At 41.6% G+C, this 16,032-nt stretch carries 12 protein-coding genes; 4 read left to right on the top strand and 8 right to left on the bottom strand.

Annotated features, from left to right (window positions below):
- Nucleotides 1-60 precede the first annotated feature (60 nt).
- The 3 genes from BUC07_RS11445 (at nt 61) to BUC07_RS11435 (ending at nt 3,747) form a co-directional block, all read left to right on the top strand.
- Nucleotides 61-1,581 (top strand): response regulator, encoded by a 1,521-nt coding sequence (locus BUC07_RS11445; RefSeq protein ID WP_073169504.1) that lies wholly within the window; start codon nt 61-63, stop codon nt 1,579-1,581.
- A gap of 5 nt (nt 1,582-1,586) precedes the next feature.
- Nucleotides 1,587-2,234 carry a response regulator gene (locus tag BUC07_RS11440; protein WP_073169502.1) on the top strand — a complete coding sequence of 216 codons (648 nt, stop codon included), beginning with the start codon at nt 1,587-1,589 and terminating at the stop codon, nt 2,232-2,234.
- A 61-nt stretch (nt 2,235-2,295) separates the two neighbouring features.
- The gene (locus tag BUC07_RS11435; RefSeq protein ID WP_175552521.1) at nt 2,296-3,747 is read left to right on the top strand and encodes a glycoside hydrolase family 32 protein; all 1,452 of its coding nucleotides are present in this window, start codon (nt 2,296-2,298) and stop codon (nt 3,745-3,747) included.
- Between the two features lie 11 nt (nt 3,748-3,758).
- Here the strand turns inward: BUC07_RS11435 and BUC07_RS11430 are convergent, their stop codons facing one another.
- The 4 genes from BUC07_RS11430 to BUC07_RS11415 all read right to left on the bottom strand — a co-directional run bounded on the left by BUC07_RS11430 (nt 3,759) and on the right by BUC07_RS11415 (nt 7,847).
- Complete coding sequence (locus BUC07_RS11430; protein WP_073169499.1) at nt 3,759-5,345, bottom strand: aspartate:alanine exchanger family transporter; 1,587 nt, start codon at nt 5,343-5,345, stop codon at nt 3,759-3,761.
- 136 nt (nt 5,346-5,481) lie between these two features.
- Entirely contained in the window at nt 5,482-6,204 is a 723-nt protein-coding gene (gene pepE, locus BUC07_RS11425) for a dipeptidase PepE (RefSeq protein WP_073169496.1), read from the bottom strand.
- An 80-nt stretch (nt 6,205-6,284) separates the two neighbouring features.
- Nucleotides 6,285-7,049, bottom strand: a complete 765-nt coding sequence (locus BUC07_RS11420; protein ID WP_073169494.1) for a creatininase family protein — start codon at nt 7,047-7,049, stop codon at nt 6,285-6,287.
- A 3-nt stretch (nt 7,050-7,052) separates the two neighbouring features.
- Entirely contained in the window at nt 7,053-7,847 is a 795-nt protein-coding gene (locus tag BUC07_RS11415; RefSeq protein ID WP_139279552.1) for an outer membrane beta-barrel protein, read from the bottom strand.
- Nucleotides 7,848-8,105: 258 nt separating this feature from the next.
- On the opposite strand from BUC07_RS11415, the gene BUC07_RS11410 reads away from it, so the two are divergent.
- Complete coding sequence (locus tag BUC07_RS11410) at nt 8,106-9,785, top strand: DEAD/DEAH box helicase (protein WP_073169490.1); 1,680 nt, start codon at nt 8,106-8,108, stop codon at nt 9,783-9,785.
- A gap of 186 nt (nt 9,786-9,971) precedes the next feature.
- Here the strand turns inward: BUC07_RS11410 and BUC07_RS11405 are convergent, their stop codons facing one another.
- The 4 genes from BUC07_RS11405 to BUC07_RS11390 form a co-directional block, all read right to left on the bottom strand.
- Nucleotides 9,972-10,934, bottom strand: a complete 963-nt coding sequence (locus BUC07_RS11405; RefSeq protein ID WP_073169558.1) for a DUF4382 domain-containing protein — start codon at nt 10,932-10,934, stop codon at nt 9,972-9,974.
- Nucleotides 10,935-10,975: 41 nt separating this feature from the next.
- Nucleotides 10,976-11,905, bottom strand: a complete 930-nt coding sequence (locus tag BUC07_RS11400; RefSeq protein ID WP_073169488.1) for a Cbp1 family collagen-binding glycoprotein adhesin — start codon at nt 11,903-11,905, stop codon at nt 10,976-10,978.
- Nucleotides 11,906-12,134: 229 nt separating this feature from the next.
- A complete protein-coding gene (locus BUC07_RS11395) occupies nt 12,135-13,478 on the bottom strand; it encodes a sigma-54-dependent transcriptional regulator (RefSeq protein WP_073169486.1) in 1,344 nt (447 codons plus the stop codon).
- Nucleotides 13,479-13,533: 55 nt separating this feature from the next.
- The gene (locus tag BUC07_RS11390; RefSeq protein ID WP_073169484.1) at nt 13,534-15,948 is read right to left on the bottom strand and encodes a hybrid sensor histidine kinase/response regulator; all 2,415 of its coding nucleotides are present in this window, start codon (nt 15,946-15,948) and stop codon (nt 13,534-13,536) included.
- Nucleotides 15,949-16,032 lie beyond the last annotated feature (84 nt).

Genomic DNA, 16,032 nt, shown 5'->3' with positions numbered 1-16,032 from the left:
ATTTTCAGGGGTTTTAAAACTGCGAAAACCAATTATTAAATCAACCGGGAGGAATCTTTTATGAAAAAAATCCTTGCCATTGACGATAATGAAATAAATTTAGTTTTGTTAAATCAAATTTTCAAACTGTATTATACTGATTTTGAATTTTTGCAAGCGACCTCAGGTAAAGAAGGAATTGAACTGGCCGAAACCCAAAAACCGGAAATTATTCTTTTAGATATTTTAATGCCTGAAATGAATGGTTATGAAGTGTGTGAAACCCTTAAAAAACAATCTTCCACACAACATATTCCAATTCTTATGATTTCGGCATTGGGGCAAAATCCAATTGAGCGCACCAAAGGGTTAAATGCCGGTGCCGATGCATTTATTTCAAAACCGTTCAGCCAGGATGAATTGCGCGCGCAAATTGATGTGGTGCTCCGCATCAAAAAAGTAGAAGATTTGCTGAGGAAAAGAAATGAAAGCCTCGAGCTGTTAATAAAAAACCAAACCAACAAATTTTTGCAAAGTGAAGAGCGCTTTCTTCAGATTTCGGAGCATGCCCTGGAGTTTTACTGGGAGGTAGATTCGAAAGGTGTCTTTACTTATGTTAGCCCGGTAATTGAAAAAATACTGGGCGTAAAACCGGATTCAATTGTTGGCGAGAAAAGTTACCTCGATTTGTTTCAGCTTAATAACAGCAGTTCAAAAAAGAGCATAATAAAATCCAGCTTTTTAAATAAATCGAGCTTTAATGACTCCGAAATCGAAATTGAGCTGTTCGATAAAAGTAAAACCTGGCTGTCGGTGAGCGGTTTTTCTGCATTCGATAAAAAAGGCCGTTTTTATGGTTTCAGAGGGGTTTGTTACGATATCACCAAAAGAAAACAAGCTGAAATTGCCCTGAAAAAGAGCATGAAACAAATTAAAAACTACCAGAAAAAACTTAAAAACCTGAATACCGAATTAACCCTGGCCGAGGAAAAAGAACGAAGGCGAATTGCAGAAAACCTGCACGACAGCCTCGGCCAAACCCTTTCGCTTGCTTATATTAAACTTTCGTCTATTGTGCAGGAAGATTACTCGCCACATGTGAAAAAGATAATTAATGACACATCGGAAATGTTGAATATGGCAATTTCCGAATCGCGAACCATTACTTACGATCTTAGTCCTCCAATTTTATATGAATTGGGGCTGATTCCGGCATTTAAATGGAAGCTGGAACAAATTCAGGATAAGCACGGAATTCAAACAGAATTGGTGGGTGAGAACGCTGAAATTGACATTCAAAAGGAATTCAACATATTTTTATACCGTATAGTAACAGAGTTATTAAATAATGCAATTAAACATGCCAATGCAAATTTGATTGAACTGGAAGTGAAAAAAGACAAAAAATATTACTATATTACAGTGAAAGATAATGGGGTGGGGTTTAAAACAAAACTCAACCCAAAAGCAACGCTAAAAGGAGGTTTCGGGTTGCTTAGTATTACCGAGCGACTCGACAATATTAAAGGAAATTTGGAAATTAATTCTGACGAAGGAAAAGGAACTGAAGCATCAATAGTTATTCCAATCAGTGAAGATTAAAAATTATGGCAATAAAAGTTTTAATAGCAGACGATCATCAGTTATTCAGAGAAGGACTGATGAATTTGATCTCTTCTGCACCCGATATTGAAGTTATTGGCGAAGCCAAAGATGGTAAAGAGGCTACCGAAAAAGTGAAAACTTTAAATCCCGAAGTGGTTTTAATTGATATTGGCATGCCCAAGATGAACGGAATTGAAGCCACCCGGATTATAAAAAAACAACAGCCGGAAATTAAAATAATAGCTGTGTCCATGCATTCCGACAGGCAATTCGTAAAAGGTGTTTTGGAAGCCGGAGCCGATGGTTACCTGCTCAAAAATTGTACTTACCGCCAGCTTATTGAAGCAATAAAGTCGGTGGTTGAAGGCAAAAAATATTTGAGCGACGATATTACCGAAATGGTCATTAAAGGCTACCTCGATCCTGCAGTGGAAGTTGCAGGTAACCAGGACGAACTCTCGGAACGGGAGTTGGAAATCCTCAAACTTTATGCGGAGGGAAAATCAACCCGCGAAATTTCTGAAAAGCTGTTTATAAGCGTGAAAACTGTGGGTACGCACAAACAGCATATTTATGAAAAACTGGATCTGAAAAGCAATGCCGACATGGTTAAATATGCCATCAAGGAAGGGCTAATTCAATTGCAGTGATTGGTAATTTTTGTATTTTAACCCCAAAAAGATGAGAAATGCAGACGTTAAACACAGGAAGATGAAAACTACAGGAAACAGCGCATTAATACTTCTATTTTTGCTTTTACTTGCTTCATTTAAATCCGATAAAAACTATTACGATGAGCTCTACCGGCCCCAGTTTCATTTTACACCGGAAAAAAACTGGCACAACGATCCCAATGGATTGGTTTACTACGATGGCGAGTATCATCTTTTTTACCAGTACAACCCGAAGGGCAAAGAGTGGGGTTACATGCACTGGGGCCATGCAGTAAGCACCGATTTGGTACACTGGGAACATCTGCCAATTGCATTGTATCCCGATGAAAACTCAGAAGACAAAGAACGTTGTACCGCTTTTTCCGGGTCAGCAATTGTAGATAAAAATAACCTTTTGGGGAAACAAACCGGCGATGTAAAAACGCTGGTGGCTTTTTACACCAGCCAGCATTGCGGCCAGCGCATTGCATACAGCACCGACCGTGGCCGCACGTGGGAGAAATACGAGGGGAATCCCATTATTCCTTATGATGAAACCGACGATGCACGCGATCCTAAAGTGGTTTGGCACGAACCTACCGGGAAATACGTGATGGCACTGTACCGAAAAACTTCAGAAGAAGAAAAGTCGAAAGGAGTTTCGTTTTATGTTTCTGAAAATTTGGTTGACTGGGAGTGGAAAAGCCATGTGTACGGGTATTACGAATGTCCCGACCTTGTGCCCATGAAAGTGTCGAACCGGCCTGAAGAAACCAAATGGGTGCTGTTTGATGGCGACGGAAGCTACATGGTTGGTAATTTTGATGGCGAAGAATTTTCACCTGAGTCGGCTAAAATGCGAGGTGATTTTGGTAAAAATTATTACGCTACTCAAACCTGGAGCAACATTCCGGAAGAAGATGGCCGAATAATCCAGATAGCATGGATGCGCGGTGGCGAATTTCCTGATATGCCGTTTAACGGGCAAATGACTTTTCCGGCTGAACTGGAACTCACAAAATTTAATTTTGGTTATAAAGTTACCCGCCGTCCTGTAAAAGAAATTGAACTGCTGCACGGGAAAGCCTATCAATGGGAAAAAGAAAACCTGATTCCGGGCATTAACAAAAACCTGGTTAAAAGAGTAAGTGGGGACTGCCTGCACATTTACGGTGAATTTGATATTAAAACCTGCAATAATTTTGGCTTTATGATTCGGGCAGGCAGAAATGACCCGGGAACCGAGCTTTTATACAACGTAAAACGTGGTACACTGTCGGTGTTGGGCTCAACCGCGCCGCTGGCTCCAATCGATAATAAAATCACACTGGAAATTCTGATTGACAGGGCCTCTGTTGAAGTATATGCAAACGGGGGGCAAACCGTTATTTCCAATTGTTTTACACCAGGCGAAAAGTCTGACGATTTAATATTTTTCAATAACGGAGGAGAAGTTGGAGTGGATAAACTTTCAATTTACGAGGTTGAATCAGCCTGGCAAACAGATTGAAAAATTCAACGTCAGCCAATCAGAGAAATCAACTGTACAATAATTATAAGCAGTACCATGGCTACCGGATACACTGTAGCGTAGGCAATTGAGTGGGCGTTGGTTTCAGTCATGGAATCGGCAGCAGCCAGGCCGGGTGTGCTTGTCATACTTCCGCTAAGCGCACCGAGCATACTTAACACATTCATCTTGAAAAACCATTTTCCGGCAATCGCAGCAATAATCATGGGAATAAGGGTTATAATGCCACCGAGCAAAAACAGTTTGAATCCATACTGTTCAAAAATTGAAACGATTTCGGCACCGGCGCTTGTGCCTACTGCAGCCAGGAAAAATATGAGCCCGAGTTGGCGCAACAATTGATTGGCGGCACCACTCATAGTCCAGATTATTGGGCCGGTTTTCCCCAATCGGCTCAGTACCAGCGCAACAACCAATACGCCTCCTGTAAGCCCCAGGCTGAAAGAGAAATTGCCCAGTGCAATATTTATTTTTCCTACCAAAACGCCTAAAATAATTCCAAGCGCAACCGGTAAAATATCGGTATCCGAAAGTCGTTTCTGGTCGTTTCCAAAAATGTTGGCCACCATTCCCATATTGGCTTTGCTGCTGGCAATAATCAGTTTATCGCCAAACTGCAATTTTGAATTTGGTGAAGGAACAATGTTAATCCCCGACCTGCGTATTCGTGTAATGGTAGCATTGTAGGTGTGCAGCAGGTTAATTTGCCCGATGGTTTTGTTCACCACTTCTTTATTGGTCACTAAAACCGAACGTACATCGTAGTTGGGATCCAGCGGAATTTCCTCTTCGGTGGGCTCTCCAATCAGCAGTTCAACTCTTTTCAGGGCCTCTTCGGTTCCTACGGCTTTTATCAGGTCGCCTTTGCGGAGTATCGTTTCAGGTGAAGGTGTTACGGCCTTTCCGTCGTGCAAAACCCTCGATACCACAGCTTTTGTCATGTACCGAATGCGCAAATCTCCAATGGTTTTTCCTACCACGTTTTCGTTATCAATAACAAAGTTGCGGCGGACTATTTCGGGGAATTCTTCTTTAATTTTCGACTGGTAATCTTCTTCCGACTTTTTTAATGAGTAACCCATTAATTTGGGTAAAAACCTGATGAATACAATCACGCCAATCACTCCAAACGGGTAACCCACACCGTAGCCGATAGAGGCCAGCGGCGAACCAGTGTAATCAATTGCAGCGGCAAGCCCCGGTGTGCTGGTCAGCGCTCCGGTAAATAACCCAATGGCAATATTTTTATCAATTTTGAAGGCGAAAACAATTCCCACGGTAATCAATCCGGCAACCAGTATAAGTATGGTAGCAAAAGAAGCGAGTTGGCGTCCTTCCTTTTTAAACGACTCGAAAAAACCCGGTCCGGCCTGAATTCCAATGGTAAAAATAAAAAGCACCAGGCCGAGGTATTGAAAATCGGTAGGGACAATTACTCCAAAGTGCCCAAAAACCAGTGCAACAAAAATCACCGCGGAAACATCCAGCGTAAGGCCAAAAAGTTTTACCCGGCCGAGAATAAAGCCTAACGCAACGATTAGGAAAAGTGCAAAATAGCTGTTAGAAAGAAGATCCATTATTGTTCCTGTTTTTCACTGCAAAGATAGTGAATTGTTCATTACCAGTTAAAAACAGTGAAAAAGAGGAACAAAACGGATTGAAAACTTAATAAAGGCTTATGGTCAAATTTTTGCCTGAATTAAAATTGTTGTTTCAGGCCAGGAACCCGGTTTCCATTAAAAAGCTGAAATCATCGTCCGGAGCTAACTCAACAGGTTCTTTGCCTTTTTTAAATATGCGGCAGGAGCGCTCACCAATCAATTTTAGTTTTTCGTTTTCCAGTTTAAGAATAGTGCCTTCGCGTAGTCCCGCCACATACATGTCAGGGTTTATTTCTGTGAACTCCATTATGCGCTGTTCCCGTGTTTCACCAGCATGGCCTTCGGCATTTGCATCGAGGTAATGCGGATTTATTTGAAAAGGAATCAAGCCGGCACAGTCGAATCCGTGCGGATCGATTATGGGCATATCATTGGTGGTGCGCAGGGTGGGGCATGCAATGTTTGCACCGGCACTCCAGCCAATGTATGGAGAGCCGTTAAATGCATTTTCACGAATCGGGTTCATCAGTTTTTTGTCGTGAAGCATGCGTACCAGTTGCCAGGTGTTTCCCCCGCCAACCACAATGGCTTCAGCTTCTTCAATGGCTTTTGGCTGGTCTTTGAAAGTGTGAACTCCAACAATGTGGTGGCCAACTTCAGCAAAACGTTCTTCTACTTTTTCGCAATATTCGTCGAACGAAAATGTAACGGCAGCATAGGGAATGAAAACTGCTGTAACCGGTTTTTCACCCAAAAATTTTCGTATTTCGTATTTCGGATAATCCAGGTAGGGTTCCCCCGCCATGGTTGAGTTGCTTATCAATAGTAGTTTCATGATTGTACATGTTTTATTTTAAGATGCAAGTACCGAAAAACCAATGAAATTTTCAATGATAATTATTGGGTTTTACTGATTTATTCGTACAAATCATCCAAATCACATTCGTCCAGTTCAACCAAATAATCTCCAATTTTTGTGGTAACATCATCCAAAAACTTTTTCCCTTTTTCGGCCGAAGCTTTTTTCGGATTTCCCACACCGGTATCTTCCGAAACTTTTCCCCAGTGGCGTGGTGCCCAGGCCACTTTTTCCTGAAGGCTTTTCAGTTTGAATTTTTTTGCTTTCCCATCGCCCGCTTCTTCCAAAGGACGCACCAGTTCAGGGGAATAGTGCATTATCACGCTGGTTTCCATTTCGTTGGCATGGTCGCCTTCTTCTTCGAAATGTTGCGCGAGGGGAAACATTTTAAACCACTCCACAATGGAAATAAACATGTCGGGGAATTCGGGTTGAAGGTCGCGCACAATTTGTTTAAAGTCGTTGCCGCCATGGCCATTCAATAACACAAATTTTCGGATTCCCTGGTTATAAAGTGCACTCAGCATATCTTCCAGAATCATTTGCTGAGTGGACAAACGGGTGTGCAAACAAAACGGGAGTTCAATCTGCCCCATGTTTTGAATGCCCAGCGGAATAGCAGGAAGTACCATTATTTTTGAACCTTTATCCCAGGCTTTTTTAGCTGCATCGGCTGCAATGCGGGCTGTTTCCAGCGAATCAGTTCCATACGGTAAATGATAGTTGTGCGGCTCAGTAGCCCCCCAGGGCAGAACGGCAACTTCGTATTTCTGATTTTTAATCTGTTTCCAGTTGGTTTCTTCTAAAATATAAGGTCTCATGATTTAAAATTTAATTAATGTTATACCAATTGTAAAAGGTGTCAGCTCAGGGCCTTTCCCTTTCTCAAACAGCGGGACTAAGTCGTAGGTGGCAAATATATTTACCCACCGATAGCCGGTTCTCATCATAATGCCATATTTAAAATTATGAATGGCATATTGCCCCGGCACTTTAAGTTTTTCCTTTTTTCCTTCGGCGCGGTACTTAATTTTGGTATGGCTACTTATCCTGACTTCTCCAAACAGTCCTGCAGAAATGTAAAACCGGTTTTTATAATGGTTTACCGGTATTTGAAATTCGGCAAGTAGCGGAACCATCAACGATGCAATGGAAAGTTTTGATTTCTGGTTCTGATCGAAATAAAGCGTTTCCGGTTCAATAATCCCGTTTTCGGTTTGGCGAATGGTGGTGCTTTTATCGAGCCGGTAACTTTGCAGGTGGAGCCCCAGGCCGGTAACCAGTCCAATAGTGTTGCGGTTTCGCTGAAGCCCGATATTCTGTTCAACTAAATTGATATACGTTGAATTGGAACGGAGCAGATCGTTTTCCATGAAATCAGTGTTGTAGCCGGAATAATCGGGGTTTAAAAATGTGTTGAACCCGAAATCGACACCGGCCCAGTGCCCGCTAAAATTATCCTGCCAAAAATTAAAACCCATCTGGTTCATTTTACGGATATCGATTTTCCGCAGGATTTTTTCCGGATCTTTCTGCACGGGAACAATGGTGTCTGATTGCTGCGACCACAAATTGGTGACCATACCGGAAGTCAGGGCTACGCATAAAAATAGCCTCACAATGATTGATTTTGTTTTCAATGGCAATATTTTGTTCATAAAATTCAACTTGAAATTGAATATTACATCAAACAAAAGTAACCTATTTCGGTTGAAAAAAGGCCAATTTCAGTGTAAAATACAGAAGTGACCCGTGAAACACAGTTGTAAATTAACAGTGAATTATGAATTTGTTAATACTGCAAATGAATTTGTTTAAATACCTGAGATTCATTAAAAAAGGTTACCTTTGCGCCCACAAATTTTACACGTTTTTAAATGACATTATTTAATGAAATGGGGCTCAATACCGAAATTCAATTGGCAATTGAGGAAATTGGATTTGAGCAGCCCACACCAATACAGGAAAAAGTAGTTCCTTTTTTAATGAATGACAAGCAGGACCTGGTAGCCCTGGCACAAACCGGAACCGGCAAAACTGCCGCATTCGGGTTACCAATTTTGCAACAAATTGACACCACCAAAAAAGCAACCCAAACTTTAATTTTAAGTCCAACGCGGGAATTAGCACTTCAAATTGCCAACGATCTGGAGAAGTACGCCAGTCATCTTTCCAAAATAAACATCACCGTTGTTTACGGAGGAGCTGACATTAAAAAGCAAATTAACCAGCTGGAACGCGGTGCCCAGATTGTTGTGGGCACACCGGGCCGAACGCTCGACTTAATCAAGCGTAAAAAGCTGAAAGTAAACGAAATTAGCTGGCTGGTACTCGATGAGGCCGACGAGATGCTTTCCATGGGTTTTAAAGATGATTTGGATGCCATACTGGAAACCTCTCCGGCCGAAAAACAAACGTTGCTTTTTTCGGCAACCATGCCAAAGGAAATTGTTTCCATTGCGAATAAATACATGAATAATCCTTTCGAAATTTCGGTGGGCAAGAAAAACACCGGGGCTGAGAATGTGGAACATCATTACTATTTAATTCATGCAAAAGACCGCTACAATGCGCTGAAACGGATTGCCGACCTGAATCCGAACATTTACGGAATTATTTTTTGCCGTACCCGCGCCGAAACCAAAGATGTGGCTGATAAACTGATGCACGACGGTTACAATGCCGATGCGCTGCACGGCGACCTCTCGCAGGCCCAACGCGACCATGTGATGGCGCGGTTCCGCAGCAAACACCTGCAAATGCTGGTGGCTACCGATGTGGCTGCACGCGGGCTGGATGTGAATGATCTCACGCACGTTATCAACTATAATCTTCCGGACGATCCTGAAATTTATATTCACCGCAGCGGACGAACAGGCCGGGCCGGTAAACGAGGAATTTCGGTGACTTTAATTCACCTTCGCGAAAAAGGCAAACTGCGGCAGGTAGAGAAAAAAGTGAATAAGAAATTTATTCAGCAACAGGTTCCGTCAGGAAAAGCGATTTGCGAAAAACAGCTGTTTAACCTGATTGACGGGGTGGAAAAAGTGGAAGTAAAAGAAACGGAGATAGAGTCTTTCATGCCTGTTATCTACAAAAAGCTTTCCTGGCTCGAGCGCGAGGATTTAATCAAACGCTTTGTTTCGGTAGAGTTTAATCGTTTTCTGAAGTATTACGAAAATGCACCCGATATCAATGTGGATGAATCTCGTACAAGCCACGATGAATCGCGCTATTCTGAAGGAAGAGGAAGACGTAGTGAACGTGGTGGGCGAAGCAACCGTGGAGGCCGCAGTAAAAAAGGCCGCGGCGATTACGATTTTTCACGGTTCTTTTTCAACATGGGTAAGAAAAACGGCATCAACAAACGAAAAATTATCGACCTTGTAAACGAGCACCTGCCCAATAAAAGCGCCGAAATTGGCGACATCGAGGTAATGAAGAATTTTTCATTTTTCGAGGTGGACAAACGTTACGAGAAGCAAATTGTGAAATCGATGAAAAATGCCAAATTCAAAGGGCAGCGCATTGGAATTGATCTTGCCAAAGGGAAATAGAGTTTAAAATAATTCGAATATTAAAGCTGATAACTTATGTTACCGGCTTTTTTTGTGCCTGACAAACAGCGATGTGCTGAAATTGAGGGGGGTATTTTAAGCCGGTATTAACAGAACAAAAAAACCTGCGAGGAAATCCCCGCAGGTTTTGGGCAAACATTGTTTAAAATATTTCAAGGAAATTTATTAATTTAAAAATCCGAGGATGCTGATATCCAGCTCAATTGAAGATTCGGCTGAAACAGAGAGGTCATTCAACAGAAGTCCCGAAATCGCACTGTTTGCTTCTAAGAGGGCTTTGAAAAATGATTTTTCCTCATCATTCTCGTAAGAAGCGAGATGAACTTCATAATCGCCTTCTTCAAGGAACGAAAGTTTGTAGCTTCCGTCCGATTCAACTTTCGCACTTGTTACCGCATTGGCGAAAAGAATATTGCTGTCGCCTTCTCCCTGTGTTTCAGCAGCCGCATTGTATTCACCTTTTTTGTAGATGAACACGTATTGTTCGCCTTCGGTGACTATTGAGCTGTTCACTTGTCCGTGAATTTCGCCCGAATTTTCTTCATTGATCACGCGGAACGCACCCTCTATTTTTGCTGAGGAAACGAACCTGTAGTCGCTGTCTGAAGAACTTTCGTTGTTGCGGGCTACGGCTTTTCGTAAATCGAAGTCAACCACCAGCGAGGTTTGTGAATTGGCATCTACATTAAAAGGCTTTTGGACAGTGATTTCAGCCTGGGCCTGCGATTCGGCTGCCAGGTCATGTTTTTTACTGTCGCCGGTTAAAACATAGCATCCGGGTGCATTACCCGATTCATCTGATTCATAATCCAGTACCAGCGAAATGGAGTTGTACGACTTGGCTTCCACTTCGTCGCTGATGAGCAGCTTGGCGTTTCCCTGCTGATATGCCGAAATTTCTATCGTTTGTTTTGTGAAACCTTCAACCGACTGGCCATCGATTTTAACATCGGAAACGGTTACAAATGTTCCCTCAATGTCGGCATCGTCAGATGGTGCGTCGGTAATTTTTACTGAGAGTTGTCCTTTTGTTTCATCCGGAGTATCATCTTCATCGGAACAGCCAATAACAATAGCTGAAAACAAGATGATAAAAATAGCCGGGAATAATAATTTTCTTTTCTTCATAATTTTCATTTTTAATTTAATTGTATGAATGTTTTAACAATCTATTTTACCTGGACGACTGCATATTTGGTGATTTTCCAGAATTCCTCTGGGTCTTCAATTTTCAAATAGGCAATCTGGTTTTCATCGTAAATGTAACGATACGAGCTGTCGGGATGTTCAGAAACTACTTCCGCTTTTTTCGAGAAAATAGGGAAGATATCGGTGTTTCTTTTATCGAGCTCAGTGAAATAGCTTTCATTCAGGTCGTCCTGAAGTTTTTCGTTGCGCCCGATAAACAGAAATCCCCCATCGCGCGTTACAACTCCGTTTTCTTTTAATTCTTTAAATGTTCCTGAAGCAAAATAGGCTTTGTTCAACTCGTTTTCCTTTTGGGTTAAAATTTGAGAGGCCTCCTCCAGTGAATCTTCTTTCTGCAAAATGTCAGTTTCAAGTACCTCCACTTTCTGGTCCAGTTCAGTAATTTGTGTTATCTGTTCCTGAATCTGGTTGTCGCGTTTTTCAAGCGATTTTTCCAGTTTGGCAATGTTGGCATTTTGCTGCTCCACTTCTTTTGTGAGCCGGGCAATACGGGTTTTAAACGAATTGATTTGAATACCGGAAGATTCCAGTCTTTTGTTCAGACTGTCAATCTTTTTGCTGCTCTCTTCCAGCATGGTGTTCATGAGTTTAATGTCATCCACAATGGCTTCTTTTTCATTGCGGGCACCTTCTTCGTTATCAATTCTCAACTGATTTCGTTTGTTTTGTACAAACGTCAGGTTTTCTTCAATCTCGTCGAACGTTTTCGCCATGTCATTTACCAGCGAATCTCGTTCTTTGTACATGTCATCGAGGTTGGTGTATTGTTCATTTAATTTTTCAATTTCTGAATTTTTGTTGCTGATAAGAATAATTCCTACCACAACTGCTAAAACAAATAGTACACCTACCGCTACTTTTGTCAGTAATGATTTCTTTTCAGTTTTCATAACTTTTTCCTCCTGACTTTTTTTAGTTCACATTTTTAATTAACCGGTGATTTTTATTGTTCCCGGCATTTTATAGTTTGCCAACTTATGTGCCATTGAATAAAATAACGCATATCGTTTTTGAAGTCAGGCAGTTAATCGTTTTTTGTTGAATGTGGAATTTTTATCATTTTGATAGATTTCTATCAAAATGAAATGAATGAGAGGTGCAATTTGATTGAAAAAGGGGCTATTTTTCTTCTTTGAGCATTCGGTAAACAGTAGCTACTCCAATGCCCAATTTATCGGCCACAAGGTTGTTGTCGTTGTATTTTTTGAGATAGCTTTTTACAATCCGGATGTTGTATTCACGCAGCGTCATTTCCTTGTCAATGTTTTCAGGAATGAGTGCTTCGTTCCCCAAAATAATATTGTCGGCGGTGATTTCGTCACTGTCAGTAACAGTAACAGCCAGTTCGATAACCGATTTCAATTCCCTGATGTTGCCGGGATAGGAGTAGGACAGCAGTTTGTCGATGGCTGTTTTTGAAAGCGATTTCAGGGGGAAGTCATTTTCGGCACAAAATTCTTTTATAAAATGTTTTGAAAGAGTGATGATATCTTTTCCGCGGTCGCGCAGCGGGGGCAGTTCAACCGACAAACCAAAAAGGCGGTAGTACAGGTCTTCTCTGAATTTACCTTCCATCACCAAATCCTGCAGTTTTTTGTTGGTGGCAACAATAATGCGGCAATCGGTTTTTACCGGTTTGTTGCTTCCAACTCTTACAATTTCTTTTTCCTGCAACGCCCGCAAAAGTTTGGCCTGAAGGGAAATATCCATTTCTGCTATTTCGTCGAGGAAGAGTGTGCCGCCGTGGGCTTCCTCAAACTTCCCGATGCGCCGGATGTTGGCTCCGGTAAAAGCACCTTTTTCATGGCCAAAAAGTTCGCTTTCGGCCAGGTCGCGGGGAATGGCAGCCATGTTAACCGCCACAAATGGTTTGGCCGATCGTTTTGAATTGTAGTGAATTGCCTTGGCTACCAGTTCTTTGCCTGTTCCGGTTTCGCCGGTAATGGTTACTGAAATACTGGTGCGGGTGGCTTTTTCAATCAGATCGTAAATGCGTTTGGTGGCCGCACTGCTCCCAATAATAGTGTTTTCGTAGCCGTATTTCTTTTTTACCTCTTTTCGCAGCGATAAAATTTCGCGTTGCAACCGAACGCCCTTCCTGATGTTATGCACGGTATTCAGCAATCTTTCCCTAATGTGGTCGGTTTTTACAATATAGTCGTAGGCACCGTGCTTTAACAGTTCTACCACCACTTCAATATCATCCTGTTCCGAAATCAGAATGACCTGGATATCTTCATTTACGGCTTTTATTTTTTTCAGCAGTTCCAGCCCTTTAATATCGGGCAGGCGGTAATCCAGCGTAATTACATCGGGGGATTTGTGCAAATTCAGAATGAGCTCTCTGCCGGTGGAAAAGGATTCTATCTCGTAGTCCGGGTTCAGCGAAAGGTTGTGCACCAGCAATTTGTTGTACCATTCATTGTCTTCTACCACAAATATTTTAAACGGTTTTTCATTCATTTTTGCACCGGATTTTTGGGTTACTATTCATGCTTTTTAGCACATTGAAAGTTTCTTAGTTTTTATCCCGAAGAGTGAAATTATTATCATTTTTCAAATAATCGCTGAATTCGCGGTTTATTTTTTCCAGTTTTTTAGCAATTTGCTGAAAAGCGTATTCTGTTTTTGTCTCATTTACAGGTGTTTCAGCAGTCAGTTTTTCCAGGTTTTTTATTTTATTGTACAATTCAACATCGCCGGTGTGTTTGCATTGCGGGGCAATTTGGTGGGCTGTTTCCGAAATGGTTTTCCAATCGCTTTTTTTCAGCGCAGTTTCCATTTTGTCAATACCTTTTTCAGTTGAGCGGATGAAAATGGAAATCATCTCTTTCAGAAATTCGTTGTCGCCATTTGCCATCCGTTCCATTTCAGCAATGCTTTCCGTTTTTGCTGAGGGCTTTAAACTGGTTTCTTCCAAATTGAGGGTGGAATGAATGGTTGCAAACAGTTGCATTTCCGAAAATGGCTTGGGAATAAAATCAAGAATTCCCGCCTCGAGACAGGCTTTTTGTTCGTTCTCTTCGTTGGTTGCGGTAATGGCAATTATTTTCGCATCCGGTTTTTCTTTTAAAATTGCTTTGGTGGCTTCAATTCCGTTTTTTTTCGGCATGCGCATATCCATCAGAATAATGTCGAACGTATTGTTTAACGCGGCTTTCACTGCTTCTTCGCCATTGGTTGCTTCCTCGTGTTGAATTCCCCACTTGGTAAAAATTCCCTTAAAAAGGAAGCGGTTGAATTCCTCATCGTCGGCAATTAATATCCGGAGTTGTTTAAATTGATCGTTAATTTCCGGTGAATCGAATTCCACTTCTTTTATTTTGTTTTCATCGCCTTCCGGAAATGGAATATTGATTTTTACGGTGGTTCCGGTTCCCGGTTTGCTGTCAATTTTCACAGCACCTCCCTGTAGCTCAACCAGTTTTTTCACAATGGCCAGACCCAGCCCGGTGCCGCTGTATTTTTTGCCCTCCGGGTTTTCTGCCTGAACAAATTCATCGAAAATAATTTCCAGGTTTTCTTTCGAAATACCAATGCCGGTATCGCGGATTTCCATTTGCAGTTTGCACAAACTGTCTTCTTGTTTTTCTGATTTTGTTGAAAAAACAACTTCCCCTTTATCGGTAAATTTTATGGCATTCCCTATCAGGTTTATCAGAATTTGTTTGAGCCGCAGCGGGTCGCCAATCAACGCTTCGGGCAGGTTTTCCGAAGAGTGGTATTTCAATGAAATGTTCTTTTGGGCTGCGTTGTATTTTTGTAGTGCCACCACTTCATCAAAAACTTTTTCCGGCGAAAAATGAATGGTGTCGAGTTTTAGTTTATTGGTTTGTATTTTGGTAAAGTCAAGCGTGTCGTTTATAATGTGGTTTAAGTGCTGCGCCGACTGGGCAAGTACCGAAATCTGTTTATTTAAATTGTCGTTGTTTTTTCGTTTCAGCAGTTGTTCTGCCAGGCCATAAATGGCATTTACCGGCGTACGCATTTCATGGCTTACGTTTGCTGCAAATTTTTCTTTGGCTTGTGCCAGGTTTTCGGCTTCCTGGCGTGCCTTTTTCAGTCCCCGCTCATAAACACGGGCTTTTTTCAGGTAGTTGAAAAGCAGGTAAAGTACCAGCAGTAAAAGCAATACAGCTGCAATTGAAAATACTGCCAGCCGTTTGTAGGTTAAATTGGCCAGCCGATCGGCTTCAAGCGTTTCTTCAATCAGGCTGTTGGTTTCCTCCTGCTCTGCCTGCGCAATTAATGCGTTTAACTTATTGGTAATCTGGATGTTCTTATTGATAAGGTTCGATTCTAGCAGGTTGGTCTCTTCACCGCGTTCTGTAATTTCATTTTCGAGCTTCCGGATTTGATCCCTGATTTCGTCCTTTTCAAGGTTACGCTCCACAATGGTGGTGTCAACTATAATTTTTTGTTTTCCTAATAATTTGCGGAAAAATCCTTCTTTTACTGTTTCATTTTTGATGGTATCAAACCTTTGTTGCTCAAGCTGTGAATAGATTTCAGAAAATTCAGGTTGAATCCCCTCCGATTCTTTGTGCAGATTGAGCACTTTTTCCCAGAGTTGAACTTTGCTTACCGCCAGGTTGCGAATTGAATCTATTTGGATCCATTCATCGGTTTTTGGGGGTGTGAGCATGTACAATTCATGAATTTTGTTGGTAATACCAACCTGGAGTTCTTCGTAAGGTTTTAAATTTTCTTCATTATTGGTAAGCACATACAGCCTGACAATATTTTCGATGGCAGAAAGATCGGTGGCAATATCTTTTATCAGGAACAATTTATTGTCAGGCCTGGCTTCCTGGTGAATAGATTCCACAATTTGGGAAAGGTTCTTCCACGCAAAGTAACCTGAAGTAATTACTGCTGCGGCAATTATTACTGCCAGCAGGGTAATTTGTGATTCAATTCTGAATTTTGCCATTTTTAAAAGCCAGTTGGTACCAATCTAACGTTAGTAAATATGATTTGTTTGAGTGTTTTATTACTGCTATTCCCAAACTCTTTT

Source organism: Tangfeifania diversioriginum, assembly GCF_900141875.1.
Taxonomy (GTDB): Bacteria; Bacteroidota; Bacteroidia; order Bacteroidales; family Prolixibacteraceae; genus Tangfeifania; species Tangfeifania diversioriginum.
Note: the sequence above shows the minus strand (reverse complement) of the source record. Positions and strands in the feature narration are given on the sequence as shown.